Raw genomic sequence first — 22,671 nt, 5'->3', positions numbered from 1 at the left:
GACGCCCCGTCTCCGGAGCCGGATGGCGACGCACCCTCGGAGCCGGACGGTGACGCGTCTCCGGAGCCGGACGGTGACGTGCGGGAGGCGGCGGACCAGGCGCCGTGGGTCGCCCCGGAGGATCCGCCGGGCACCGCTCATGAGGCGGCAGCCACCCCATGGGCAGTCCCCACCCAGGGGTCGGACACCGACGAGCCAGGCCTGCGTGCCGCCCTGGTCCGGATCGCGGCCGGCATGCCGCACATCAACCTCTCCGAGCCCGTCCTGACCCGCATCGGCAGGCGGCGCAGGCTCCGCGTCACCCTGTGGGCGGCCGCGTCGGCAGGGGCCGTCGGCGCGCTCGCGGCCCTGGTCGTGATCGCGGCGAGCACCCTGGCGGGCAACCTGGAGAAGGCGGCCGATGACGGCGGCACCGCCCTCACGCCGCCGGACGAGGTCCCCATGGCGATGCCGGACAAGCTGGGCGACCCCATCCGGTACGCGTACACGGACTACTGCGAGGGCGCCTCCTCCGACTCCAGCGACCCGCAACCCTGCGGCCAGTGGCGGCTGACGACCCTGTCGGGCAAGGAGTGGCGGTTGCAGGCCGCGCGGGCCGGCTACGACGAGGACACGCTCGTCGCCCTGCCCCTCGCCATCAGCCAGGACGGCCACCGCCTGGCCTACCGGCACCGCGACGGCTCGTACGTCGTGCACGACCTGCCGACGGGCGTCGTCAAGAAGATCGACATCAAGCACGAGGAGACGCTCCCGCACATCACCTCCTCGCCGAACGGCCGGTACTTCGCTCTCGACTTCGGAGCCGCCGACGGCGCGATGCTCGACTTCGACACCGGCGCGACCCGGCACGTCAGCGGAACGAAGATCAAGATCCTGGCCGTGGGGAACGACGGCAGGCGGGTGGTCAGCGACGAGGTGGACGTGGACGACGTACCGGGTCACGCGTCGGTCGCCACCCTCACGCTCCAGGGCGCGAGGGGCCGCGCGGGCGGTTACCGCGTCGACCCCGGCCTCCTCGAGTACGGCGCCGCGCTCTCCCCGGACGGCCGCACGCTGGCCCTGGTGTCGGCCGACGAGCGGCTCGTCACCATGAACGCCCGCACCGGCCGCGTCTTCGGCTCCCGCACGGCGCTCGACGACTACGGCGTGATCGCGGTCGAGCGCTGGCTCAGCGCCGACGAGGTCCTCGTACGCCAGCCCGACGAGGACGACGAGGACGCCTACCTGACCAAGGTGAACGTCCGGTCGGGCAGGAGCGCCGACTTCGGGGGCGAGGAGTGGATCGGCTACGACTCCCCGCTCGGCGCGCTGAAATGACGAGAAAGGGCCCCGCCGGGACGACGGAGCCCTTTCAGTGAAAACGCCGCTGGTCAGACGGTCTCGTAGACCTTGACGCTCTCGCCCTCGACGGCCTGGGCCTTGCGGGCGCGCAGCCCGGTCGCCGAGATCGCCAGCCCGACCAGGGCCAGCACCAGCGAGACCACGATCGCCGAGCGCAGCGAGCCGATCGAGAGCGTCTCACCGCCGCCCGAGGTGAGCACGGCGGTGACCACGGCCAGCACGATCGCGCCGCCCACCTGGCCGGAGGTGTTGAGCAGCCCGGAGGCCAGCCCCTGCTCGTCGTCGTCCACGCCGGTGGTGGCCTGGATGTTCAGCGAGGGGAACGACAGCGCGAACGCGATGCCCATCAGAAGCATGCCCGGGATCACCATGCCGCCGAGGCTGGGAGTGCGGTCGATGCCGAGGAACATCGCGTACCCGCCGGCCAGCGCGGCGGAGCCGATGACGATCAGCTTGCCGGTGCCGAACCTGTCGGCGAAGTCACCCATCTTGGTCGAGGTGAGCGCGACCAGCAGGCCGGCGGGCAGGAACGCCAGGGCGGTGCCCAGGGCCGACCAGCCGAGGAGGTTCTGGAAGTACTGCATCGCCACGAACTGGAAGGCCACGTACGAGCCCATGAGGATGAGCAGCCCCAGGTTGGCGCGGACGATGTGGCCGGAGCGCAGGATGCCGAGGCGCACCAGCGGGTGCCGCATCCGCCGCTCGGTGAAGACGAACAGGCCGAGCAGCACGGCCACCGCCACCAGCGAGCCGATGGTCTGCAGCGAGGCCCAGCCGGCCTCCGGCGCCTGCACGACCGTGAACACCAGCAGCAGCATGGACGCGGTGATCAGCGCGGCGCCGATCAGGTCGTGACCGCCCTCGGCCCGCTCGTCACGGCCGCGCAGCACCCTCGGCGCGACCAGCAGGGCGAGGATCGCCACGGGGACCGGCATCAGCAGCGTCCAGCGCCAGCCGATCTCGGTGAGCAGGCCGGACAGCACGAGGCCGAGTGAGTAGCCGCTGGCGCCACAGGCGGTGAAGATGCTCAATGCCTTGTTGCGCTCGGGCCCCTCAGGAAAAGTCGTCGTGATGATCGACAAGGCCGCGGGGGCGGTGAACGCGGCGGCCACACCCTTGACGAACCGGGCCGCGATCAGCAGCCCGCCGTCGTCCACAATGCCACCGAGCAACGACGCCACGGCGAAGACACCCAAAGCGACCAGGAACACCCTGCGCCGCCCGAGCAGGTCGGCGGTCCTGCCCCCGAGCAACAGAAGACCGCCGTAACCGAGCACGTAGCCGCTGACCACCCACTGCAGAGATGACGTACTCAGGCCCAGATCGTGCTGAATGGCAGGTAGGGCGACACCGACCATCGAGACGTCAAGGGCGTCAAGGAAGATCACTGCGCAGAGCACGGCGAGCGCGCCCCAACGGGATGAGGAAGAGGACATGGGACAGAACGATACATGCGGTTGCATCTAATGCAAACGCATTTAATGCCGTTGCATAAGTTTTAGCGAAGTGGTAACCTCCGCGACATGGACGAGGAGTTCGTGGTCGACACCTGGCATTACGTCCTGGCCAAGCACGCCAAGGGCATGTGCGCTCTGGAGCGCGAGCTGGGGGATCGACATGGGCTGGGGCCCAGCGAGTTCGAGGTGCTCGACCGGATCGTCCATCATGACCGGAAGCTGCGCATCCAGGAGCTCTGCGACGAGGTTCACCTGAGCCAGAGCGCCCTGTCCCGGGTGGTGGCCCGCCTGGAGAAGGCCGCGCTCGTGTCACGCGGGGTCTGCGACGCGGACCGGCGGGGTGTGTTCGTGTGCATCACGGACGAGGGCCGCGCCCGCCACGCCGAGGCCCTCCCCACACAGCGCGCCGTCCTCGCGGAGATCTTCGCCGACGCCCCGGCCCTGGCCCGCTGACCACCGCAGAGCCCGACGCCCTGTCCCCCGAAGGACCTCAGGGACGACCCCGCCGACCGTGGCCGGTGTCCTTCGGGTGAGAGGGTGAAATGCACGTCGTGGAGCTCCCTGGCGACCCAGCCCGCGACGACCCCGCCGACCGTGGCCGGTGTCCTTTTGGGGAGGGCAGGGACGGCACGCCGTAAGCGCCCGTCGCCGACGAACCGCCCCTCGCAGCACCCCTACGCCCCTTCCTCCGAGGGACCCCAGCCCGCGACGGCGGGACGACCCCGCCGACCGTGGCCGGTGTCCTTCGAAGAGGGGGTTGGATGCGCGGCGAGGCAGCCGCGATGGTGGGGCGGGCGCCGGGGGTGGGGGTGGTCAGGAGGCGGTGATGCGGTCGATGACCAGGGGGAGGTGTTCCTCGCCCGCCGAGCCCACCGCGTAGCCGCCCTCCAGCGCCTCCAGAGCGCGCTCGAACCGAGCCGTCTCGTCCGCGTGCAGCGTCATCAGCGGCTGCCCCTCCCGCACCAGGTCTCCAGGCTTGGCGTGCAGGGTGATCCCGGCCCCGAACGACACCGGGTCCTCCTTGCGCGCCCGTCCGGCGCCCAGGCGCCAGGCGGCCAGGCCCACGGCGTACGCGTCCAGCCGGGTCACCACCCCGGACGCGGGCGCCTCCACGGTCAGGGTCTCGGCCGCCCGGGGAAGCAGGGCGTCCGGATCGCCGCCCTGCGCCAGGATCATCCGCCGCCACGCGTCCATGGCCGACCCGTCGGCGAGGGCCTTGGCGGGGTCCTTGCCGGACGACACCCCGGCCGCCTCCAGCATCTCGCGCGCCAGCCGTACCGTCAGCTCCACCACGTCGGCGGGCCCGCCTCCGGCGAGCACCTCGACCGACTCCGCGACCTCCAGCGCGTTCCCCACGGCCAGGCCCAGCGGCCGGTCCATCGCGGTCAGCAGGGCCACGGTGCGCACCCCGGCGTCCGTCCCCAGGGCCACCATGGTCTCGGCCAGTTCCCGAGCCGTCTCGGGGGTCTTCATGAACGCCCCCGAGCCCACCTTCACGTCGAGGACGAGCGAGCCGGTGCCCTCGGCGATCTTCTTGGACATGATCGACGAGGCGATCAGCGGGATCGACTCGACGGTGCCGGTGACGTCGCGCAGCGCGTACAGCTTCTTGTCGGCGGGTGCCAGCCCCGACCCGGCCGCGCACACGACCGCGCCCGCCGAGCGCAGGACCTGCAGCATCTCGCCGTTGGAGAGCGAGGCCCGCCAGCCGGGGATCGACTCGAGCTTGTCGAGCGTGCCGCCGGTGTGCCCGAGGCCGCGGCCCGAGAGCTGCGGCACGTACGCCCCGCACGCCGCCACCAGGGGCGCCAGCGGCAGCGTGATCTTGTCGCCGACGCCGCCGGTCGAGTGCTTGTCGGCGGTGGGCCGGTCGAGCGCGGACCAGTCCATGCGCTCGCCCGAGCGGATCATGGCCTGGGTCCAGTCGGCGATCTCGCGGCGGTTCATGCCGTTCAGGAGGATGGCCATGGCCAGCGCGGACATCTGCTCGTCGGCCACGCCGCCGCGCGTGTAGGAGTCGATCACCCAGTCGATCTGGGCCGTGGTCAGCTCGCCGCCGTCACGCTTGGCGCGGATGACCTCGATCGCGTCCATTCAGGCGCTCCGGCTGAGGTCCTGGGGGCCGAACGCGTACGGCAGGATCTCCGCCATCCGCTTCGGCCCGTCCACGGTCTCGACCAGCAGGTCCTCACCGCCGAACTCGTACAGCAACTGACGGCAGCGCCCGCACGGCATCAGCAGCTCACCGTGCCCGTCCACGCAGGTGAAGGCCACCAGCCGGCCGCCGCCCGTCGCCTGCAGCGCCGACACCAGGCCGCACTCGGCGCACAGGCCCACGCCGTAGGAGGCGTTCTCGACGTTGCAGCCCGTGACGATCCGCCCGTCGTCCGCCAGCGCCGCCGCCCCCACGGGGAACTTCGAGTACGGCGCGTACGCGTTGTGCATGGCCTGCGTGGCCTCGAAACGCAGGCCGTCCCAGTTGATGGTGCTCAATGTTGTTCTCCCCGGCGGTAGCGCACGCCGTCGGCCTTGGGCATTCGCAGCCGCTGCGAAGCCACCAGGAGCACGATCAGCGTGAGCACGTGTGGTGTGATGAAGACGAACTCGTTCGGCAGCTGGTCGACGGTCAGCCAGAGCCAGAAGAGCACGACCATGCCCGCGGCGGCGACCGCCATCAGCGTATATTCCCTGGCGCTCCTGGCCGCGAGCTCGGCGGGCCGGCCGGGTGACAACATCCGGCGGACCCTGACGATCAGATAGATGAGCAGCAGCAGGGCCCCGAACAGGAAGAACGAGGTGATCGCCCCGGTGCTGCGCAGCTGGAGCCCGCTGGCGTAGCCGAACAGCGAGGAGCCGATGGCGAGCCCGCCCGGGCGCCAGTTACCGAAGATCATGGCGGCCAGGCCGATGAAGCCGCGCCCCTGCGTCTGGCCCTCGACGTACTTGGAGGAGACGAAGACCAGGAACACGCCGCCGAGCCCGGCGAACGCGCCGGAGACGACGACCGCGAGGTACTTGATCCGGTAGACGTTCACGCCCAGCGACTCGGCCGCCCACGGGTTCTCGCCCACCGAGCGCAGGCGCAACCCGAACGGGGTGTGCCAGAGCACGAAGAACGTCAGGGGCAGCAGCAGGACCGCCAGGATGACCAGCACGTTCACTTCGTGCGTGAGCCCGCGCAGGATGCCCGCCAGGTCCGAGAGGAGGAACCAGTGAGTCCCTTCCAGCTTGCCCAGGAGGTCCGGCCCGTCGGAGAGCAGTGGCAGGCTGGGCGTCGGCGCTGGCGAGGTGATCGCCGGTGAGCCGGTGAAGCCCGCGCCCGCGTCCGCCGCGGCGGTGCCGTCCTTGTAGAACACCTCGGACAGGAAGCGGGTGATGCCGGGGCCGAGCAGGTTGATCGCGACGCCGCTGATGATGTGGTCGACGCCGAACGTCACGGTCGCGATGGCGTGGATGAGGCCGCCGAGCGCGCCGCCGAGCAGCCCGGCCAGCAGCGCGGCCCAGGCGCCCCACTGGTATCCGGCCCAGCCGGCGAACCAGGTGCCGAGCACCATCATGCCTTCGAGGCCGATGTTGACCACGCCGGCCCGCTCGGCCCACAGGCCGCCGAGGCCGGCCAGGCCGATCGGCACCGCGAGCAGCAGGGCGGCGGCGAACGTGCCGGACGAGGTGATGTCGTTCTGGCCGGACGCGACGCGTACCAGCGACATCAGCAGGATGAGCGCGGCGACTCCGATGAGCGCCAGGTGGTACTTGCTTAGCCTGGTCATGCTGCCACCTCAACCGGGGTCTTGCTGCTGAGCTGCTGGGCGGCCCGGCGCTCCTCGAGTCTGAGCGCGAGCCGGTTCGTCACCTCGTTGGCCACGACGACCAGCAGGACGATGACGCCCTGGATGATCGTGATGACGGACGGCGGGACGTTCGCGATCTGCAGGGGACCCTGCGCCCGGTCGAGGAAGGCGAACAGCAGCGCGGCGACCGCGATGCCGACGGGCTTGTTCCTGCCGAGCAGCGCCACCGCGATGCCGAGGAAGCCCAGACCGGCGGTGAAGTTGGAGTTGAACGCGCCCTTGTCGCCGAGGATCTCGGGCAGGCCGATGAGTCCGGCGATCGCACCGGACAGCACCATCGCCGCGATGACCATGGTCTTGGGGTTCACGCCGGAGGCGAGCGCGGCCGGGCCGTTGAGGCCGCTGGCCTTGACGTTGAAGCCGAACCGGGTCCGCTCCAGCACCACCCAGATCACCACGCCGAGCACGATCGCCACGATCAGGAAGCCCCACAGGCCGCCGCCGCGCGTGGGCGGGAGCAGGCCGAACCCCTCGAACAGGAAGTTCAGGTTGGGGAACATGGCAGACTCGGGCAACTGCGGCGTGGTCGTGGTGAGCTGGCCCGCGGCGCGCTGACCCGCGAAGGGGCCGCGTACGAGGTAGGACGCGATGTTGATCGCGACGTAGTTCAGCATGATCGTGGCGATGACCTCGTTCACGCCCCTGGTCACCTTCATGACCGCGGGGATCAGCGCGTAGAGGCCGCCGACGGCCGCGGCGACCACGATGATCACCGCGATCTGGATCGGGGCGGGCGCCTCGAACGTCGAGCCCACGTACGCGGCGACGATGGCCGCGAGCCGGTACTGGCCCTCAACGCCGATGTTGAAGAGGTTCATGCGGAAGCCGACGGCCACCGCGAGACCGGCGATGAACAGGGGCACGGCCCGGTTGAGGAAGGCCGCGATGCCGTTGGAGACGGCCCGCGGGGTCGCGCCGAAGTCGAAGAAGGCGGCGAACGCGTCGAGCGGGCTGGCGCCCGCCGCGGTGATCGCCACGCTGGAGATCGCGACCGCGAGGACGATGGCGACGACGGCGCCCGCCACGGTGAGCAGCGCCCGGTTGAGCCCGGCGGGCATCACGTCTCCTCAGTGCCGGCGATGGCGCCGGTCATGTAGCCGCCCAGCCGCTCGGGCGTGATGTCGGAAGGGTCGAGCGCGGCCACGAGCCGCCCGCGGTAGATCACCTGGAGCGTGTCGGACAGGCCGATCAGCTCGTCGAGGTCGGCGGAGATGAGCAGCACGGCCAGCCCGGCGGCCCTGGCGTTGCGCAGGTGGTCCCAGATGGCGGCCTGCGCGCCGACGTCCACGCCTCTGGTGGGGTGGGCGGCGATGAGGAACCTCGGCTCGCCGCTCATCTCGCGGCCCACGATCAGCTTCTGCTGGTTGCCGCCCGACAGGGCCAGGGCCAGCGTGTCGACGCCGGGCGTGCGTACGTCGTAGTCCTTGACGATGCGCTCGGTGTCGGCCTTCGAGGCCCGCCGGTTGATCCAGATGCCGCTGCGCGCGGGCTTCCTGGTCTGGTGGCCGAGCACGCGGTTCTCCCACAGCGAGGCCTCCAGCAGCAGGCCCTGCCGGTGCCGGTCCTCCGGGATGTAGCCGATGCCGGACTCTCTGCGCTTGAGCGTGGACCACTGGCTGATGTCCTGGCCGTCCAGCTCGATGCTGCCGTGCGCGGGCCGGATGCCCATGATCGCCTCGATCAGCTCGGACTGGCCGTTGCCCTCGACACCGGCGATGCCGAGGATCTCGCCCCGGTGGATCTCGAACGACACGTCGTCGAGGAGCAGCCGTTTGCCTTCTTCGCGCAGCTTGGCCGGGTCGGCGGCGGCGTGGTAGCCGTCGGCCTCCATGGTGACCTGGGCGACCCGCAGCGTCACGACGTCGGTCACCGTGGACTCGCGGGTCTCGGGCGTGGGCAGCTCGCTGCCGACCATCAGCTCGGCGAGCTGGCGCGCCGTGACCTCGCGGGGGTCCACGCTCGCGACCGTGGTGCCGCGCCGGATCACGGTGATCGCGTCGGCGATGCCGAGCACCTCGTCGAGCTTGTGGGAGATGAAGATGACGGTCAGGCCGTCGGCCTTGAGCTCGCGCAGGTTCTGGAAGAGCTCCTCGACCTCCTGCGGCACGAGCACGGCCGTCGGCTCGTCGAGGATGAGGATGCGCGCGCCTCGGTAGAGGACCTTGAGGATCTCGACGCGCTGGCGGTCGCCGACGCCGAGGTCCTCCACGAGCTTGTCGGGGTCGACCCGCAGGCCGTGGCTCTCGGCCAGCTCGGTTATGCGTTTCCGGGCGGAGGCCATGTCGAGCATGCCGGCCTTCTTCGGCTCGGCCCCGAGGACGACGTTCTCCAGCACGGTGAGGTTGTCGGCCAGCATGAAGTGCTGGTGGACCATGCCGATGCCGACGCCGATGGCGTCGCTCGGCGTACGGAAGCTGACCTCGGCGCCGTTGATCCTGATGGTGCCCTCGTCCGGCTTCTGCATGCCGTACAGGATCTTCATCAGCGTTGACTTGCCCGCGCCGTTCTCCCCGACGATGGCGTGCACCGTCCCTGGTTCGACGGTGATGCGGATGTCGTGGTTCGCGACGACACCGGGGAAACGCTTGGTGATGCCCTCCAGCTCTACAGCGGGTTTCGCCGTGGCCAGGGTGTCAGCACTCATTTCGCCTCTCCTAGCGGGGGGCGGGGGATAGACAGAAGGCCCGAAGTGGGGACTCCGGGCCCTCAGCTGTCACTCCTACCCCGATTACGGCTTCGACGGAACCGTGATTTTGCCGTCGACGATGTCCTTCTTGGCCGCGTCGAGCTTGTCCTTGATGTCGTCGATCTCGCCGCCGGTGGTGGACAGGCCCACGCCGTCGACCTTGAGGTCGTACGTGATGTTGGAGCCGCCCTTGGCGCCGCCCTGGAAGGCCTTGATGAACTCGAACACGCCGACGTCGACCCGCTTGAGCATCGAGGTCATGATGACGCCCTGCAGGTCGGTCTCCTTGACCGTCTGGCGCTGGTCGGAGTCGACGCCGATGGCCTTCTTCTTGGCCGCGGCCGCCGCCTGGAACACGCCCAGACCGGAGTCGCCGGAGGCGTGGTAGACGATGTCGGCGCCGTCCTGGTACATCTTCTCGGCCGCGACCTTGCCCTTGTCGGGGGCCTTGAAGCCGGAGAAGTCACCGTCGGGGGTGAGGTACTTGATGTCGATCTTGGCGTCCGGCTTGACCGACTTCACGCCGGCCACGAAGCCCGCCTCGAACTTCTTGATCAGGTCGTTCTCGACGCCGCCGACGAAGCCCACGTGGTTGGACTTGGACTTGGTGGCCGCCGCGACGCCCGCCAGGTAGGAGCCCTGCTCCTCGGCGAACAGCAGGCCGGTCACGTTCGGCCCGTTGGAGGCGGAGTCGACCACCGCGAACTGGATGTCGGGGTACTCGGCCGCCGTCTTCTTGATGTCGTCGCCGTACGCGAAGCCGACGCCGATGATCGGGTTGTAACCCGCGTCGGCGAGCTGGCGCAGCAGGTCGCCACGGTTGGAGCCGTCGGCCGCCGGGCTCAGCTCCTTGATGTCCGCGCTGAGGTCCGTCTTGGCCTTCTCCAGACCGGCGTAGGCCGCGTCGTTGAAGGACTTGTCGCCCCGGCCGCCGACGTCGAACGCCAGTCCGACCTTCAGCCCGCCCTTCGACGCCTCACTGCTCGCGTCGGCGCTGCTGGGCGCCTCGCTGGCCGTGGTACCCCCACCACTGCCGCCGCAGGCCGCCGCGGCCATGAGCATGACCCCGGCCACGGAGCCGATCGCCATCCTGCTGAATCGCTTGCCGAGCAAGGCGACTCCCTTCCATTTCCCCGTCGTCCTCGCCGCTGTCAGGCCCAAAAGAACGTACGGCACCTGCACGGAAGATAGTTGCTTGACCAGGGCGAACCAAACCAGCGCACAGGGTCGCAACCGCTCCGTTATCGACATCACTCGCGTCCGTGACCTGAAGGACGAATCGGGAGCAATCCGTGACACACGGAAGGTTTTGCCCAACTTTGACCCCTTGTGCCGGCGCGGATCATGACGGAGATTCCGACAGACGGTGGAAACCTGATCTCGGAGCCCCGTATGCATCCTTGGAAGGTCCTGACAGTGCCGCTGGCCACATTGCTCGTCGTGGCCCTGAGTGGAAACACGCCCGCGACGGCCGACGCACCGGCCATAAAGATCGAGAACAACGCCACCCAGCCCGTCTTCTCCCGCGCGGACGCCGTCAAGCAGACGGTGTTCGTCGAGGTCGAGGGCACCGACAGCGACAACGACGGCAAGCCCGACCGGGTCGCCGTCGACATCCTGCGCCCCAAGGAGACCGACCAGGGGCTGAAGGTCCCGGTCATCATGGAGGCCAGCCCGTACTACGCCGGCGGCAACGACGTTCCCAACCACCCCGTGGACGTGGACGCGAACGGCAACCCGCTGCCCGCCCTCGCCGCCGCCAGGAACAAGCTGGCCGCCGAGCCCTTCGACGGCTACTACGACAACTACTTCCTGCCCCGCGGGTACGCCATCGCGCTGGTGGAGAACCTCGGCAGCGGCCGCGCCACCGGCTGCCCCACCTCCGGCGACCGCAACGAGACGGCCGGCCCGAAGGCCGCGATCGACTGGCTGAACGGCCGCGCCAAGGGCTTCGACGCCGCCGGCAACCCGGTCGAGGCCACCTGGTCGACGGGCAAGGTCGGCATGATCGGCGTCTCGTACAACGGCACGCTGCCCAACGCGGTCGCCACGACCGGCGTCGAGGGCCTGAAGACGATCGTGCCGATCGCCTCGATCTCCAGCTGGTACGACTACTACCGCGCCAACGGCGGCGTGCTGGCGCCCGGCGGCTTCCAGGGCGAGGACCTGGACGTGCTCGCCAAGTACGTGCTGACCAGGCAGGACGGCCAGGCCGCCTGCGGCGCCCTGATCGACGGGATCACCACGGCCCAGGACCGGATCACCGGCGACTACAGCCAGATGTGGGACGCCCGCAACTACCTGAACGACGTCGGCAAGGTCAAGGCCAGCGTCTTCCTGGTGCACGGGCTCAACGACTGGAACGTCAAGACCAAGCAGTTCGCCCAGTGGTGGTACGCCCTGGCCAAGCGGCACGTGCCGCGCAAGATCTGGCTGCACCAGGGCACCCACATGAACCCCTTCAACCTGCGCACGGTCGAGTGGCTGCGCCAGCTGCACGGCTGGTTCGACTACTGGCTGTACGGGATCGACTCGGGCATCATGCGCGAGCCGCAGGCCGACGTGGAGATCGCGCCCGGCCAGTGGGCCCAGCACGCCTCATGGCCGCTGCCCGGCGCGGCCACGGTGCCGCTCTGGACGGGCTCGGGCTCGAAGCTGGGCCTGCTGCCCAGCCCGCGCTCGGCCAGGGAGTCGTTCGTGGACCAGAAGTCCAGGACGGCCGAGCAGCTGGTGGAGGCCACGGGCTCCGATCCGAACCGGCTGGCGTACGTGACCGGCGACCTGCCCGCCGACGTGCGGATCTCCGGCACCCCGACGGTGTCGGTGCGGGCCTCGCTGAAGGACGGCTCCTCGCCGTACCTGACGGCCCTGCTGGTGGACTACGGCACGGACGTCCGCGCGAACGGCTCCCTGGTCTCGACCGGCCAATCCTACTGCTACGGCGAGGGCTTCCCGGGTGACACGGGCTGCACGACGCTCAGGACGCTCGGCACCGCCACCACCCCGTACAAGATCGTCACCAGGGGCTGGCTGGACGTCCGCAACCGGCACCGCGCGGACCGGACCGAGGCCCTGCGCCCGGGCAAGGAGTACACGTTCACGTGGGACTTCCAGCCGACGGACTACCTGTTCAAGAAGGGCCACCGGCTGGGCCTCGTGATCATCTCGACCGACGTCGACTACACCCTGCGGTACCCGCCGGGCACGAAGGTCACGGTCTCGCCCGGGCAGTCGTCGCTGCGACTGCCCGTGGTCTTCGGCAAGCTGCTGTAGGGACTAGGCCATCGCGGTGGTGGTGACCGTGTCGAGCGGGCCGACCTCCCACAGCGCGGTCAGCGCCGTGGCGGCCATGACGCGCACACCCATCGCGATCGCCTTCTCGTCGACGTCGAAGGTGCCCTGGTGGATGTCGTACGTCACGCCGTCGGGCGAACGCGTGCCCAGGCGGGCGAACGCGCCGGGGATCGACTCGAGGTACCAGGCGAAGTCCTCGCCGCCGAGTGACTGCTGGGTCGGGACCACCGCGCCCGCGCCCAGCACGCGCTCGGCGGCCTCGGCCAGCATCTCGACGCTGACCTCGTCGTTGACGACCGGCGGCACGCCGCGCGTGTAGTCCATCTCGGCCTCCACGCCGTAGGCGCCGGCCACCGACTCCAGCAGCGACTTGATCAGGTCGGGGGCGGCGTGCCAGGCGCCCTCGTCGAGGCAGCGGACCGTCCCGGCGGCCAGGCCGTCGTCGGGGATCGCGTTGGCCGCCGTGCCGGCCTCGACCTTGCCCCAGACCAGGCTCAGCGAGGAGCGCGGGTCGACCCGGCGCGACAGGGCGGCGGGCAGCTCGGTGAGGATCTTGGCCAGGGCGAAGACCAGGTCGGCGGTCAGGTGGGGGCGGGCGGTGTGCCCGCCGGGGCCCGACACCCTGACGACCAGCTTGTCGCAGGCCGAGGTGATCGGGCCGGCCTTGAGCCCGACCTGGCCGACGTCCACGCGCGGGTCGCAGTGGAGGCCGAAGATGCGGTCGACGCCGCTGATGCCGCCCTGGGCCATGACCTCGAGCGCGCCGCCGGGCAGCTCCTCGGCGGGCTGGAAGATCAGCCGCACCCGGCCGGGCAGCAGGCCGGCGGCGGCCTGCTGGGCGAGGAAGAGCGAGGTGCCGAGCAGGACCGTGGTGTGCACGTCATGGCCGCACGCGTGGCAGACACCGGCCACGGTGGAGCGGTAGGACACGTCCTTCTCGTCCTGCAGCGGCAGCGCGTCGATGTCGGCGCGCAGCGCGACGGTCGGGCCGTCGCCGCTGCCCACGTCGCAGATCAGCCCGGTGCCGCGCGGGAGCACCGAGGGGGTCAACCCGGCGGCGGTGAGCCGCTCGGCGATCCGCTGCGTCGTGCGATATTCCGCGAAGGCCAACTCAGGGTGCATGTGCAGGTCGCGGCGGAACGCCACGAGATCCTGCTCGGTCTCCGCCAGGAACGCGTCGAGTTCCCCCCGAAGCTCACGTCCCCGCATATGTCACCGTCCCGTCCATGCCGCGCGCACCAATATGTCTGACCACCGCGGCTCATCCGCTGTGAAAGCTCGTCCATCCCGCCGTGGCCTCCCGGTCGAGCGGCACACTCGGCGGATCAAAAAACACACCCACTGGTAGGGGTGCGCGAGATCGTCAGCATGGGCTTTGCGTTCGTCAGTCGCGAGCGCCGCTGCAGCCCGGGAGCACAGCGGTCGGCCGTGAGCCCGATGGCGATGCTTCGACTTTATCGCCCCGGCGCAAGTTCGCGGTGACAGATACTCCAAAAGTTCCTGTGAGCATGTCCGTAACCCCAGGTGGTCACGGTCCGTGAACGTTCAGGTGATCCGGAAATGGTCACAACGGATCAGTAGATCATGACCCGATGCTGTTAGTTCAAACGTGGTCAGCGATTCCGAATCCTGTCACCTTCTGTCATGGTCATCACACTTCGACGATGGCTGCATTTGAGAAGAATGCGTGTTTCACTCGCAATATGATCACTAATATCCCGTTCGGGGAGAAGTATGCTGGGTTGAGCATCTTCAAGCCGAGCGAGGGGACCCTGGTGGTCGTACCCTCGCTCTCCCTTCCTCAGGATGAGCTCCGCCGGATCACAGGGGCCAGATCCTACGAGGAGCGGCTGCTGTTCCTGCTGCTCACGCTCCGCGAGCCCGGGGTCAAGGTGGTCTACCTCTCCTCCGCGCCCATCGATCCCGACATCATCGACTACTACTTCGCGTTCCTGCCGGATCCGGATGACGCGGCCAAACGGCTCACATTGATCAGCCTCGACGACCCTTGGTCCCAGCCGCTGACCAAGGCCCTGCTCGCCCGCCCGGACGCGCTGGAGCAAGTGCGCGCGGCCATCGAGGGCGACGCCTGGCTGGTGCCGTTCGTCCTGAGCGAGCTCGAGGAGGAGCTCGCCTCGTTACTCAACGTCCCCCTCTACGGACCGGCCACCGCCCTGGCCTATTACGGCTCCAAGAGCGGGGCGCGCGAGGTCGGCCACGAGGCGGGCGTGCCGATGGCGCGGGGCTTCGGCGACGTCCGGCACGTGCTGGAGATCGAGGAGGCGATCGAGGCCCTGCCGGGCGAGCGGGTGATCGTCAAGCTGAACGACAGCTACTCCGGGCTCGGCAACGCGATCGTCACCAAGGCCGACCGGTCGCTGACCAGCTTCTCGGCCTCCGGCGAGACCTGGGCCAATTTCACCGCGAAGATCAGGGATCGGGGGGCGGTGGTCGAGGAGTTCATCGAGCACCGGCCGCTGTACTACCCGAGCGCGCTGGCCTGCATCACGCCGGGCGGCACCGCGCAGGTGCTGGCCACGCACGACCAGATCCTCGGCGGGCCCAACGGCCACGTCTACCAGGGCTGCACGTTCCCCGCGGCGCTCGAGTACCGGGCCGAGGTGGGCTCGTCCGCCGAGCGGATCGCCCAGGTGCTGGCCGATCGGGGCGTGGTGGGGATATTCGGCATGGACTTCTTCGCGCTGAAGGCCGACGCCGGGTACGCGGCGCTGCTGTGCGAGATCAACCTGCGGATCGGCGGCACCACCCATCCGTTCGGCGCCGCCGTGCTGACGACCGGGGCCACGTACGATCCGGCCACCGGCCTCCTCATGTCCGGAAATCAGCCGAAGTTCTACACCGCGACCGACAATTGCTCATCGACCTGCCTGCGCGGGCGCAGCCCCGGCGAGGTCGTGCGCATGGCCGATCGGCTCGGGGTCGGGTTCGACGCGGAACGGCGTACCGGGAACGTCTTCCACCTGCTCGGCGCCGTGCCCGAGCACGGGAAGCTGGGCTTCACCACGATCGGCGACTCCCGGGAGGAGGCGGACGAGCTGCACGCCCTCACCCGGCGTCTCCTGTGCGGCCCGTGACCCCCTTCTCGCCACTCCCGCGCAACCCCCGCCAGCCGATGATCCCCAGCACGATGGCGAGGATGATGTTCACCGCGATCAGGATTCCGTGCACCACGTAGAAGCTGGTCGGATGCCCGTCTGCCAAGTTAAACCCGAGGTTCACCCACTCGAAGATCATGAATGCGCCGAGGATGATGAGGAATCCGGCGATCTTTCGTGACATGAGCGCCTCTCTAGTATCGAAGGTGGATCAACGGGGGATGTGTCGCCACATGGGCATTCACTCGAAGCTACGCTGAGACCGCCATGTGGACGAAACTCGTGCCGGTCACGGCACTCATCGCCTCGGTCTCGCTCACCGGCGGGACAGCATATGCCGCTCCGACGACACCGGTCGGGGGTGAGGCGCTGGGCAGCCGCGGCCTGGTGACGCCCGAGGGCGTCAAGGAACCGCCCAAAACCCAGGCTACGTCGTACGTCGTCGCGGACGTGGACACGGGTGAGGTGCTCGCGGCCAAGGACCCACACGGGCGCTACCTGCCGGCCAGCACGCTCAAGACGCTGACCGCGCTCACGCTCATTCCCAAGCTCGACAAGGACCGCAGGATCCGGCCCAGCGAGAACGCCTGCAACCAGGAGGGCACGGCGGTCGGCCTGTCGGTCAAGGCGACGTACAAGATCGACGACCTGTTCAGGGCGCTGATGATGTCGTCGGGGAACGACGCGGCCATGGCCCTGGCCGAGACGAACGGCGGCGTCGCCAAGACCATGAGCGACATGAACGCCACGGCCAAGCGGCTGCAGGCGTACGACACCGTGGCCAAGACGCCCAGCGGGCTGGACAAGCCGGGGCAGAGCAGCTCGGCGTACGATCTGGCGCTGATCGCCCGCGCCGGCCTCGCCAATCCCGCTTTCCGCGGATATATCAGCACGAAGACGTCCAAGTTCCCCGCGCCCAAGGGCTACTACGAGATCAGCAACCACAACAAGCTGCTCTGGCGCTACAAGGGCATGATCGGCATCAAGAACGGCTGGACCTCGAAGGCCCTGGGCAGCTTCGTCGGCGCGGCCACCCGCGACGGGCACACGATCGTCGTGAGCATCATGCGGCACGAGGGGTACTTCTGGGAGGAGGTGGCCAAACTGCTCGACTGGGGCTTCTCGGTCAGGGGCAAGGTCCAGCCGGTCGGCCGGCTCGTCGACCCGCTCCCGGCGGTCCAGGCCGTCCCGCGCTCCTCCGCTCCGCCGGCCTCCAAGGTCACGCCCGCGGCCCAGCCGCCGCTGCTGGACACGGCCGCCTCCAAGCAGACCGACTCCACGAAGACGATCGGATCCGTGGTGATCGGCGGAGGGCTGCTGTTCGGGCTGGTCTGGCTCGGGTTCGGCATCCGCCGCCGGCGCGGCCGCTCAGGCTCCTGACGTGCCCTCGCGCACGGCCCAGCCGTCCGGGTTCCAGGACGGGACCGGGGTCGGAGAAGGCGGCGGGCAGCGGCCGGCGGTGGCCGTCCAGGCGGCGACGTAGAGCACGAGCCTGGCCGAGAAGTTGATCCAGACGAGCAGCCCGACGATGACGGCGAACGTCCCGTAGATCGGGTTGCTCAGCGTCTGCCCGAGCACCAGCGTCGCCGCCTGCTTGAGCACCCCGAACCCGATCGCGCCCAGCAGCGCCCCCCTGGCGATCAGCCGGAACGGCCGGGTCGGCCGGTCCACCCACCCGAGCAGGATCAGGAACAGCAGCCAGTCGGCCGCCACGCTCGCCACCACGCCCGCGAGCCGCAGCCCCCAGGTGGCCAGCGCCGACTCGCTCCCGAAGACGAACTGCATGACCTTGTCCGTGGCCGTGGTGGCGAACCCGGCGACCAGCACGGACGCGATCATCGTGACCCCGATCAGGAGGATCGAGGCCAGGTCGCGCAGCTTGCCGACGAGGAAGCTGAGCGGCGGCGCGGTGGTCATCGACATCTCGCGCAGGGCCCCGCGCAGCGCGTCCAGCGCGCCGAGCCCGGCGTAGAGCAGACCGAGCAGACCGATGACCCCGGCCGTCTGCCTGGCCGTGGCGATGGCGTCGAGGTTGAGCTGGGTGGCGATGCCGGGCAGCCGCTCGACGATCGCCTTCTCCAGCGCGTCCCTGGTGGCCTCGCTGGTCGCCACCACGAACCCGAGCACCGCGTACGAGAGCGCCACGAGCGGGAAGAACGACAGGAACGCGTAGTAGGTGACGGCGCCCGCCAGCGTGTCGCCGGACTGGTGCTGGTAACGCCGCACCGCCCTGATCGCGTGGTCCAACGCCGGACGCCGTTCCCGCCAGCGTGTCACCTTGCGGCGGCCCCGGGCCTTGACCGCCTCGATCCGCTTCATCACGCTCGCCATGACGCGCCTCCTGGGGACCCACTACCCCGGCGCCGGGGCGACGATCAGGGGTTCGCCACCATATCCGCCGATTCGATCAGTGTGGAGAGGACCGCCGCCACGTCGTGGTGGAGCAGCCGCCCGTCACGCTTGACCACCCGGCCCCCGACCAGCACCGTGTCCACGGCGCTGGTGTCGGCGTTGAGCACGACGGCGCCGATCGGGTCGTGCGCCGCTGCCATGCCGAACGTGTCCGTACGCAGCAGCACGAGGTCGGCCTGCTTGCCCGGCCGCAGCGAGCCGATGACGTCGGCGAGGCCCAGCACCTGGGCGCCCTCGATGGTGGCCATGCGCAGCGCGTCGCGGGTGGTGAAGCCCATCCCGGCGCCGCCGGGGCGGCCGCGTTCGAGCAGGTGGACCGCCCGCATCAGGCTGAACAGGTCCCCCGGCGCGCAGACCACGGTGTCCGCGCCGAGGCCGGTCGGGATCCCCGCCGCCCTCAGCCGGCCGGTGGCGGGGTAGCCGAGGCCCAGGTTCATCTCGTCCACGGGGGCGAGCGAGGCGGTGCCGCCGGCGGCCGCGATGCGCCGGAGCGCCTCGTCGGTGTAGTGCAGCGCGTGCACGAAGGTCGTGGGGGTGGCCAGGAGGCCGTTCGCCTCCAGGAACGCGAGCCCGCGCTCGGCGCTCTCCGGGCCGTGGCCGCCCAGGTGCGCGGTGACGGGAAGGCCGAGCTCGGCCGCCACGCGCCACTCCTCCAGCGAGCGCTCCTCCCCCACGATCTCCGGACCGAGCGCCGCGACCACCATCGTGACCAGCCCGGACGAGCAGAAGAGCGAGTCGTGGACCCGCCGGGTCTCCTTGGTCAGCTCGTCGGAATCGCCGCCGTAGCAGTAGCCGAACACGGCCCGGATGCCCGACTCGCCCAGCCCCCGCACGGCCGCGTCGGTGTGCTCCGGGCTGAACTGGACGTGCGACCAGTCGAGCAGCGTGGTGATGCCCGCGTCCAGGCACTCCAGCGCGCCCGCGAGGTTGCCCGCGTAGACGTCCTTGGGGCGGTGGCGGGGTGCGAGCTCGGTGAGGACCCGCCGCAGATAGGTGTCGAACGTGATGTCGGGCGCGACGGCCCTGATGCCCGCCTGCCAGGTGTGGCGGTGGGTGTCGACGAAGCCGGGGAGCACGATCCGCCCGGTCGCGTCGATCACCTCCGCACCCGGGACGTCCGGCAGGCCGGGGCCCACTTCGGCGATGAGGCCGTCCTCGATCCGCACGTCCACCTGACCCAGCACGACGGGCTCGGGCTCGGTGTCCACGACGACGCCGTTCCTGATCAAGATCGTAGATGTCATGGCCGAAAGCTTAATGAGAAGCTTTTAAGAAAGCAATATTGTGACAGGTATCCTCGATGGCGTGACACACGATGAGGTCGACGCGCTGGTCCCCCGCTGGAAGGACGCGGGCCTGTCGCCGTCGCTCATCGCCGCCCTGGAGCTCAGCAAGCGGACGGCGCGGCTCCATCTGCTGTTCGATCAGGTGGTCAAGGCCGAGCTGGCCGAGCTGGGGCTGACGTATGCCGAGTTCGACGTGCTGGCCGCGCTGAGCCGGGCGCCGGCGTACCGGATGAAGCCGAGCGAGCTGTCGAAGGCGCTGTTCCTGACGTCGGGCGGGATCAGCAACGTGCTGCAGCGGCTGGCGACGGCGGGATACGTCGAGCGCGAGGCCGACGCGGGCGACGCGCGCAGCCGCTGGGTGCAGCTCACCGAAGAGGGGCAGCGCGTGGCGGAGGCCGCGCTGGTGGCCTCGGGGCGGGCGACCGAGGAGGTGGCGGGCGGGATCCCGGACGAGGTCGTGCGCGAGGCGGCCGACGCGCTGCGCGAGGTCCTCTCCCGCCTCGGCCGCCGCCGCTTCCGCTGACCCCCGCTCAGGACGTGCCCGCGCGCCACCCGTGGCGGGCCGCCCAGCCGGCGATCGCGGCGGCGATGGCCTCCGGCTGGTCCTCGGAGGCGTGGTGGCCGGCCGGGCCGCAGTGCTCGACCTCCAAGGCGGCCATGTTCGCGGCGCACCAGGCGGCCGCCTCGGGCCCGATCAGCAGCGTCGGGGAGGAGTCGAAGGTCAGCAGCAGCTTGGGCACGTCAGAGCTGGCCCCGAGCCACTTTCCGTAACCCTCGACCCGCTCGGCCACGTCGGCGGGCTCGCCGTCCAGCGGCAGGGACCGCGCCCACTCCAGCAGCGGCCGCCTGCTCTCCCTGGTGGGGTACGGCGCCCGGTACGGCTCCTTCTCCTCCTCGCTCAGGCTCGTCAGCACGCCGCCCGAGAACGCCGTCTCCACGAGGAAGTTCTGGTCGAGCGCCAGCGCCTCCCCCTGGGCGCTCCGCAGCATCTCGGCGCGGGCACGCGGGGCCTCGCCCAGGTCGCTCCAGCTCATCGTGCGGACGATGCTCTCCATGAACGCCACCCCACGGACCCGCTCCGGGCGACGGGTGGCCCAGTCGAACGCGAGCGCGCCACCCCAGTCATGCCCGACGAGCACCACTTCCTCCAGCCCGAGCGCGTCGAACCACGCGTCGAGGTAACGGGCGTGGTCGCCGAACCGGTAGGGAATGTCCGGCTTCCCCGAGCGCCCCATGCCGATGAGGTCGGGGGCGAGCAGGCGGCCGTCCAGCCCCCGCAGCACCTTCCGCCACGCATGGGACGAGGCCGGGTTCCCGTGCAGGAACACGAAGGGCAGGCCGGAGCCGCCGGAGTCCTCGAAGTACATGGTCGAGTCGAGCACGTCGATCGTCGGCATGACGGTTCTCATTTCGTAAGTGCGACTAACGTTTATGACACTAACGAACGTACATCGTTAGTGCCACTAACGCAAGGGACTATCATCGGGAGCATGACGGACGACCTCAGGGCCACCCCCGCAGCGCTGCGGCTCCTGCCGAGCCGGACGCTGTCGCTGGTCGCGATGCACGCCGACCGGCTGGTCAACGAGGGTCTGGCCGCCGTCGACGCCCGCAAGTGGCACTACGCGGCGCTTGTCGCGCTCCGCGAGGCGGGCCCGGTGAGCCAGGCCGAGCTGAGCAGGCGCACCGGCATCTACCGCAGCGACATGGTCGCCGTCATCAACGAGCTCGCGGAGCGCGGCTTCGTCGAGCGCGCCCCCGACCCCGCCGACCGCCGCCGCAACGTCATCACCATCACCCCCGAGGGGATCCAGCAGGTACGACGGCTGCACACGCTCATCGCGAGCCTTCAGGACGAGCTGTTCGCCCCTTTGAGCCAACCGGAACGCGAGCAGTTGTCAGGTCTGCTGACCCGCCTCCTGGAGCATCACGCGCGCTCCGGCAGCTCCTCTGAGCAGGGCTGAATCCAGGACAGGCGATCTCCTGGAGCCCTAGCCTGTGGGATGTCGGGACCCACCCAGGAGGCCGCACGTCCATGTCCGAAATAGCCACCGGGCAGATGATCAGGCTCCAGCGCGAACGAAGGGGCATGAGCACCACCGCGCTGGCGACCCAGTCCGGCTGCACCCCCAGGCACATCGAGCTGATCGAGCACGGCAAACGAACCCCCTCGCTCCCCCTGCTGCGGGAGATCGCCAAAGTGCTGGGCGTACGCACCGCCGTGCTCTTGGGGGAGACCCCGCGCGACTCGCACGAGCCCAGCCGGCCGCAGATCAGCGACATCGAGCGGGCGTTGTTCACGTGGCGCTCGCTGGAGCCCGACATCGAGCCGCCCGACGCCGAACAGCTCTCCGAACGGGTGGCGGCGGCGCGCAGCGCCTGGTTCACCTCGGCGCACCGCTACTCGATCCTGATGGCGTCCCTGCCGTCCCTGATCTCCGACGCCGAGAACCTCGCACTCGCGGACACGCCGCAGGCCCACCGCGTCGCGTCCGACGCGTACATGCTGGCCAGGGGGGTGCTCAAGCACCTGCGGCGGGTCGATCTCGCGCATCTGGCCGCGGACCGGGCCATGAGGTTCGCGGAGGAGTCGGGGGATCCGCTGATCCGGGCGTGGGCGTACTGGAGCCTGGGGCAGTCGATGTTGTCGGACGACATGCACCAGATCGCGTACGACATCGGCCGGCGCGGCATCGAGATGCTGGAACCCCACGTCGCCGACGGCGACGAACGCCACGTCAAGGCGCTCGGCGCGCTGCACCTGCTGACCGCGATCGGCGCGGCGCGCGGGGGCTACGACGACGAGGCCAGGGAGATCGTCCGCGGGCCCGCGGCGCGGCTCGCTCAGCGCGTCGAGGACGGGGCCGACGTCTACGACCTGGCCTTCTTCGGGCCGACCAACGTCGCCATCCACATGGCCAGCATCGAGAACGACCTGGGGCGGCCGGAGGCGGTGCTGCAGATCGCCGACGACATCGACCTGCGGCACACGCCGTCCATCGAGCGGCGCGCCACCCACCTCAGCCAGGTCGCCCGCGCCTGCGAGGACGTGGGCGACGACGCCGCCAGCCTGCTCCACCTCCTGCGGATCGAGCGCGAATGCCCGGAGGAGCTGGACCACAAGCTGCTGCTGAGGGAGATGGTGCGGTCCCTGGCGCGGCGCGCGCGGCCGTCGTGGGCGCCGGAGGTCCGCTACCTGGCCGAGCGCCACGGCATCGCGAACTGAGA

Annotated in this window: 20 protein-coding genes; 8 read left to right on the top strand and 12 right to left on the bottom strand. The window is 70.0% G+C overall.

Annotated features, from left to right (window positions below; translation table 11 throughout):
• Nucleotides 1-1,317, top strand: a 1,317-nt coding sequence (locus AB0J87_RS02690) for a hypothetical protein (protein ID WP_363962331.1), incomplete at its 5' end; no start/stop codon positions are given.
• Between the two features lie 53 nt (nucleotides 1,318-1,370).
• Here AB0J87_RS02690 and AB0J87_RS02685 read toward each other — a convergent pair.
• Nucleotides 1,371-2,777 (bottom strand): MFS transporter, encoded by a 1,407-nt coding sequence (locus AB0J87_RS02685; RefSeq protein WP_363962330.1) that lies wholly within the window; start codon nucleotides 2,775-2,777, stop codon nucleotides 1,371-1,373.
• An 87-nt stretch (nucleotides 2,778-2,864) separates the two neighbouring features.
• Here AB0J87_RS02685 and AB0J87_RS02680 point away from each other — a divergent pair, with 87 nt between their 5' ends.
• Entirely contained in the window at nucleotides 2,865-3,251 is a 387-nt protein-coding gene (locus AB0J87_RS02680; protein WP_350731306.1) for a MarR family transcriptional regulator, read from the top strand.
• A 360-nt stretch (nucleotides 3,252-3,611) separates the two neighbouring features.
• On the opposite strand, the gene AB0J87_RS02675 is transcribed toward AB0J87_RS02680, so the two are convergent.
• The 6 genes from AB0J87_RS02675 to AB0J87_RS02650 form a co-directional block, all read right to left on the bottom strand.
• The gene (locus AB0J87_RS02675; protein ID WP_363962329.1) at nucleotides 3,612-4,892 is read right to left on the bottom strand and encodes a thymidine phosphorylase; all 1,281 of its coding nucleotides are present in this window, start codon (nucleotides 4,890-4,892) and stop codon (nucleotides 3,612-3,614) included.
• The gene (locus AB0J87_RS02670; protein WP_363962328.1) at nucleotides 4,893-5,291 is read right to left on the bottom strand and encodes a cytidine deaminase; all 399 of its coding nucleotides are present in this window, start codon (nucleotides 5,289-5,291) and stop codon (nucleotides 4,893-4,895) included.
• Complete coding sequence (locus AB0J87_RS02665; RefSeq protein WP_363962327.1) at nucleotides 5,288-6,568, bottom strand: ABC transporter permease; 1,281 nt, start codon at nucleotides 6,566-6,568, stop codon at nucleotides 5,288-5,290. Before AB0J87_RS02665 ends, AB0J87_RS02670 begins: the two co-directional genes overlap by 4 nt.
• Nucleotides 6,565-7,707, bottom strand: a complete 1,143-nt coding sequence (locus AB0J87_RS02660; RefSeq protein WP_363962326.1) for an ABC transporter permease — start codon at nucleotides 7,705-7,707, stop codon at nucleotides 6,565-6,567. Before AB0J87_RS02660 ends, AB0J87_RS02665 begins: the two co-directional genes overlap by 4 nt.
• Nucleotides 7,707-9,293 (bottom strand): ABC transporter ATP-binding protein, encoded by a 1,587-nt coding sequence (locus AB0J87_RS02655; protein ID WP_363962325.1) that lies wholly within the window; start codon nucleotides 9,291-9,293, stop codon nucleotides 7,707-7,709. The genes AB0J87_RS02660 and AB0J87_RS02655 overlap by 1 nt, the downstream gene beginning before the upstream one ends.
• Nucleotides 9,294-9,377: 84 nt before the next feature.
• The gene (locus AB0J87_RS02650; protein WP_363962324.1) at nucleotides 9,378-10,448 is read right to left on the bottom strand and encodes a BMP family ABC transporter substrate-binding protein; all 1,071 of its coding nucleotides are present in this window, start codon (nucleotides 10,446-10,448) and stop codon (nucleotides 9,378-9,380) included.
• A gap of 279 nt (nucleotides 10,449-10,727) precedes the next feature.
• Between AB0J87_RS02650 and AB0J87_RS02645 the strand changes: the two genes are divergently transcribed.
• The gene (locus AB0J87_RS02645; protein WP_363962323.1) at nucleotides 10,728-12,608 is read left to right on the top strand and encodes a Xaa-Pro dipeptidyl-peptidase; all 1,881 of its coding nucleotides are present in this window, start codon (nucleotides 10,728-10,730) and stop codon (nucleotides 12,606-12,608) included.
• Nucleotides 12,609-12,611: 3 nt separating this feature from the next.
• Here the strand turns inward: AB0J87_RS02645 and AB0J87_RS02640 are convergent, their stop codons facing one another.
• A complete protein-coding gene (locus tag AB0J87_RS02640) occupies nucleotides 12,612-13,838 on the bottom strand; it encodes a M20 family metallopeptidase (RefSeq protein ID WP_350731293.1) in 1,227 nt (408 codons plus the stop codon).
• A 533-nt stretch (nucleotides 13,839-14,371) separates the two neighbouring features.
• On the opposite strand from AB0J87_RS02640, the gene AB0J87_RS02635 reads away from it, so the two are divergent.
• The gene (locus AB0J87_RS02635; protein WP_350731291.1) at nucleotides 14,372-15,724 is read left to right on the top strand and encodes a peptide ligase PGM1-related protein; all 1,353 of its coding nucleotides are present in this window, start codon (nucleotides 14,372-14,374) and stop codon (nucleotides 15,722-15,724) included.
• On the opposite strand, the gene AB0J87_RS02630 is transcribed toward AB0J87_RS02635, so the two are convergent.
• Entirely contained in the window at nucleotides 15,696-15,929 is a 234-nt protein-coding gene (locus AB0J87_RS02630; RefSeq protein WP_363962322.1) for a hypothetical protein, read from the bottom strand. The genes AB0J87_RS02635 and AB0J87_RS02630 overlap by 29 nt on opposite strands.
• 83 nt (nucleotides 15,930-16,012) lie before the next feature.
• Between AB0J87_RS02630 and AB0J87_RS02625 the strand changes: the two genes are divergently transcribed.
• Nucleotides 16,013-17,125 carry a D-alanyl-D-alanine carboxypeptidase gene (locus AB0J87_RS02625; protein WP_363962321.1) on the top strand — a complete coding sequence of 371 codons (1,113 nt, stop codon included), beginning with the start codon at nucleotides 16,013-16,015 and terminating at the stop codon, nucleotides 17,123-17,125.
• Here the strand turns inward: AB0J87_RS02625 and AB0J87_RS02620 are convergent.
• Together AB0J87_RS02620 and AB0J87_RS02615 are read right to left on the bottom strand one after the other, a co-directional pair.
• Nucleotides 17,114-18,076: a YihY/virulence factor BrkB family protein gene (locus AB0J87_RS02620; protein WP_363962320.1), complete on the bottom strand. Its 963-nt coding sequence runs from the start codon at nucleotides 18,074-18,076 to the stop codon at nucleotides 17,114-17,116. The genes AB0J87_RS02625 and AB0J87_RS02620 overlap by 12 nt on opposite strands.
• A 44-nt stretch (nucleotides 18,077-18,120) precedes the next feature.
• Nucleotides 18,121-19,401 carry an amidohydrolase family protein gene (locus tag AB0J87_RS02615; RefSeq protein WP_363962319.1) on the bottom strand — a complete coding sequence of 427 codons (1,281 nt, stop codon included), beginning with the start codon at nucleotides 19,399-19,401 and terminating at the stop codon, nucleotides 18,121-18,123.
• Nucleotides 19,402-19,462: 61 nt separating this feature from the next.
• Here AB0J87_RS02615 and AB0J87_RS02610 point away from each other — a divergent pair, with 61 nt between their 5' ends.
• Nucleotides 19,463-19,966 (top strand): MarR family transcriptional regulator, encoded by a 504-nt coding sequence (locus tag AB0J87_RS02610; RefSeq protein ID WP_363962318.1) that lies wholly within the window; start codon nucleotides 19,463-19,465, stop codon nucleotides 19,964-19,966.
• 7 nt (nucleotides 19,967-19,973) lie between these two features.
• Here the strand turns inward: AB0J87_RS02610 and AB0J87_RS02605 are convergent, their stop codons facing one another.
• Nucleotides 19,974-20,852, bottom strand: coding sequence for a haloalkane dehalogenase (locus AB0J87_RS02605; RefSeq protein WP_363962317.1), 879 nt, complete (start codon nucleotides 20,850-20,852; stop codon nucleotides 19,974-19,976).
• 81 nt (nucleotides 20,853-20,933) lie between these two features.
• Here AB0J87_RS02605 and AB0J87_RS02600 point away from each other — a divergent pair, with 81 nt between their 5' ends.
• Together AB0J87_RS02600 and AB0J87_RS02595 are read left to right on the top strand one after the other, a co-directional pair.
• Complete coding sequence (locus AB0J87_RS02600) at nucleotides 20,934-21,407, top strand: MarR family transcriptional regulator (RefSeq protein ID WP_350731278.1); 474 nt, start codon at nucleotides 20,934-20,936, stop codon at nucleotides 21,405-21,407.
• A gap of 71 nt (nucleotides 21,408-21,478) precedes the next feature.
• Entirely contained in the window at nucleotides 21,479-22,669 is a 1,191-nt protein-coding gene (locus AB0J87_RS02595; RefSeq protein WP_363962316.1) for a helix-turn-helix transcriptional regulator, read from the top strand.
• Nucleotides 22,670-22,671 lie beyond the last annotated feature (2 nt).

Origin of the sequence: Nonomuraea sp. NPDC049625, assembly GCF_040675285.1 — a bacterium.
Classification (GTDB): Bacteria; Actinomycetota; Actinomycetes; order Streptosporangiales; family Streptosporangiaceae; genus Nonomuraea; species Nonomuraea angiospora_A.
This window is presented reverse-complemented; position numbering and strand designations above follow the sequence as displayed.

What these genes read in the sequence shown, in the direction of transcription:
- AB0J87_RS02685 (WP_363962330.1), bottom strand. Translation starts at nt 2,777, where the DNA reads ATGTCCTCTTCCTCATCCCGTTGGGGCGCGCTCGCCGTGCTCTGCGCA.
- AB0J87_RS02680 (WP_350731306.1), top strand. Translation starts at nt 2,865, where the DNA reads ATGGACGAGGAGTTCGTGGTCGACACCTGGCATTACGTCCTGGCCAAG.
- AB0J87_RS02675 (WP_363962329.1), bottom strand. Translation starts at nt 4,892, where the DNA reads ATGGACGCGATCGAGGTCATCCGCGCCAAGCGTGACGGCGGCGAGCTG.
- AB0J87_RS02665 (WP_363962327.1), bottom strand. Translation starts at nt 6,568, where the DNA reads ATGACCAGGCTAAGCAAGTACCACCTGGCGCTCATCGGAGTCGCCGCG.
- AB0J87_RS02660 (WP_363962326.1), bottom strand. Translation starts at nt 7,707, where the DNA reads ATGCCCGCCGGGCTCAACCGGGCGCTGCTCACCGTGGCGGGCGCCGTC.
- AB0J87_RS02655 (WP_363962325.1), bottom strand. Translation starts at nt 9,293, where the DNA reads ATGAGTGCTGACACCCTGGCCACGGCGAAACCCGCTGTAGAGCTGGAG.
- AB0J87_RS02645 (WP_363962323.1), top strand. Translation starts at nt 10,728, where the DNA reads ATGCATCCTTGGAAGGTCCTGACAGTGCCGCTGGCCACATTGCTCGTC.
- AB0J87_RS02640 (WP_350731293.1), bottom strand. Translation starts at nt 13,838, where the DNA reads ATGCGGGGACGTGAGCTTCGGGGGGAACTCGACGCGTTCCTGGCGGAG.
- AB0J87_RS02630 (WP_363962322.1), bottom strand. Translation starts at nt 15,929, where the DNA reads ATGTCACGAAAGATCGCCGGATTCCTCATCATCCTCGGCGCATTCATG.
- AB0J87_RS02625 (WP_363962321.1), top strand. Translation starts at nt 16,013, where the DNA reads ATGTGGACGAAACTCGTGCCGGTCACGGCACTCATCGCCTCGGTCTCG.
- AB0J87_RS02620 (WP_363962320.1), bottom strand. Translation starts at nt 18,076, where the DNA reads ATGGCGAGCGTGATGAAGCGGATCGAGGCGGTCAAGGCCCGGGGCCGC.
- AB0J87_RS02615 (WP_363962319.1), bottom strand. Translation starts at nt 19,401, where the DNA reads ATGACATCTACGATCTTGATCAGGAACGGCGTCGTCGTGGACACCGAG.
- AB0J87_RS02605 (WP_363962317.1), bottom strand. Translation starts at nt 20,852, where the DNA reads ATGAGAACCGTCATGCCGACGATCGACGTGCTCGACTCGACCATGTAC.
- AB0J87_RS02600 (WP_350731278.1), top strand. Translation starts at nt 20,934, where the DNA reads ATGACGGACGACCTCAGGGCCACCCCCGCAGCGCTGCGGCTCCTGCCG.
- AB0J87_RS02595 (WP_363962316.1), top strand. Translation starts at nt 21,479, where the DNA reads ATGTCCGAAATAGCCACCGGGCAGATGATCAGGCTCCAGCGCGAACGA.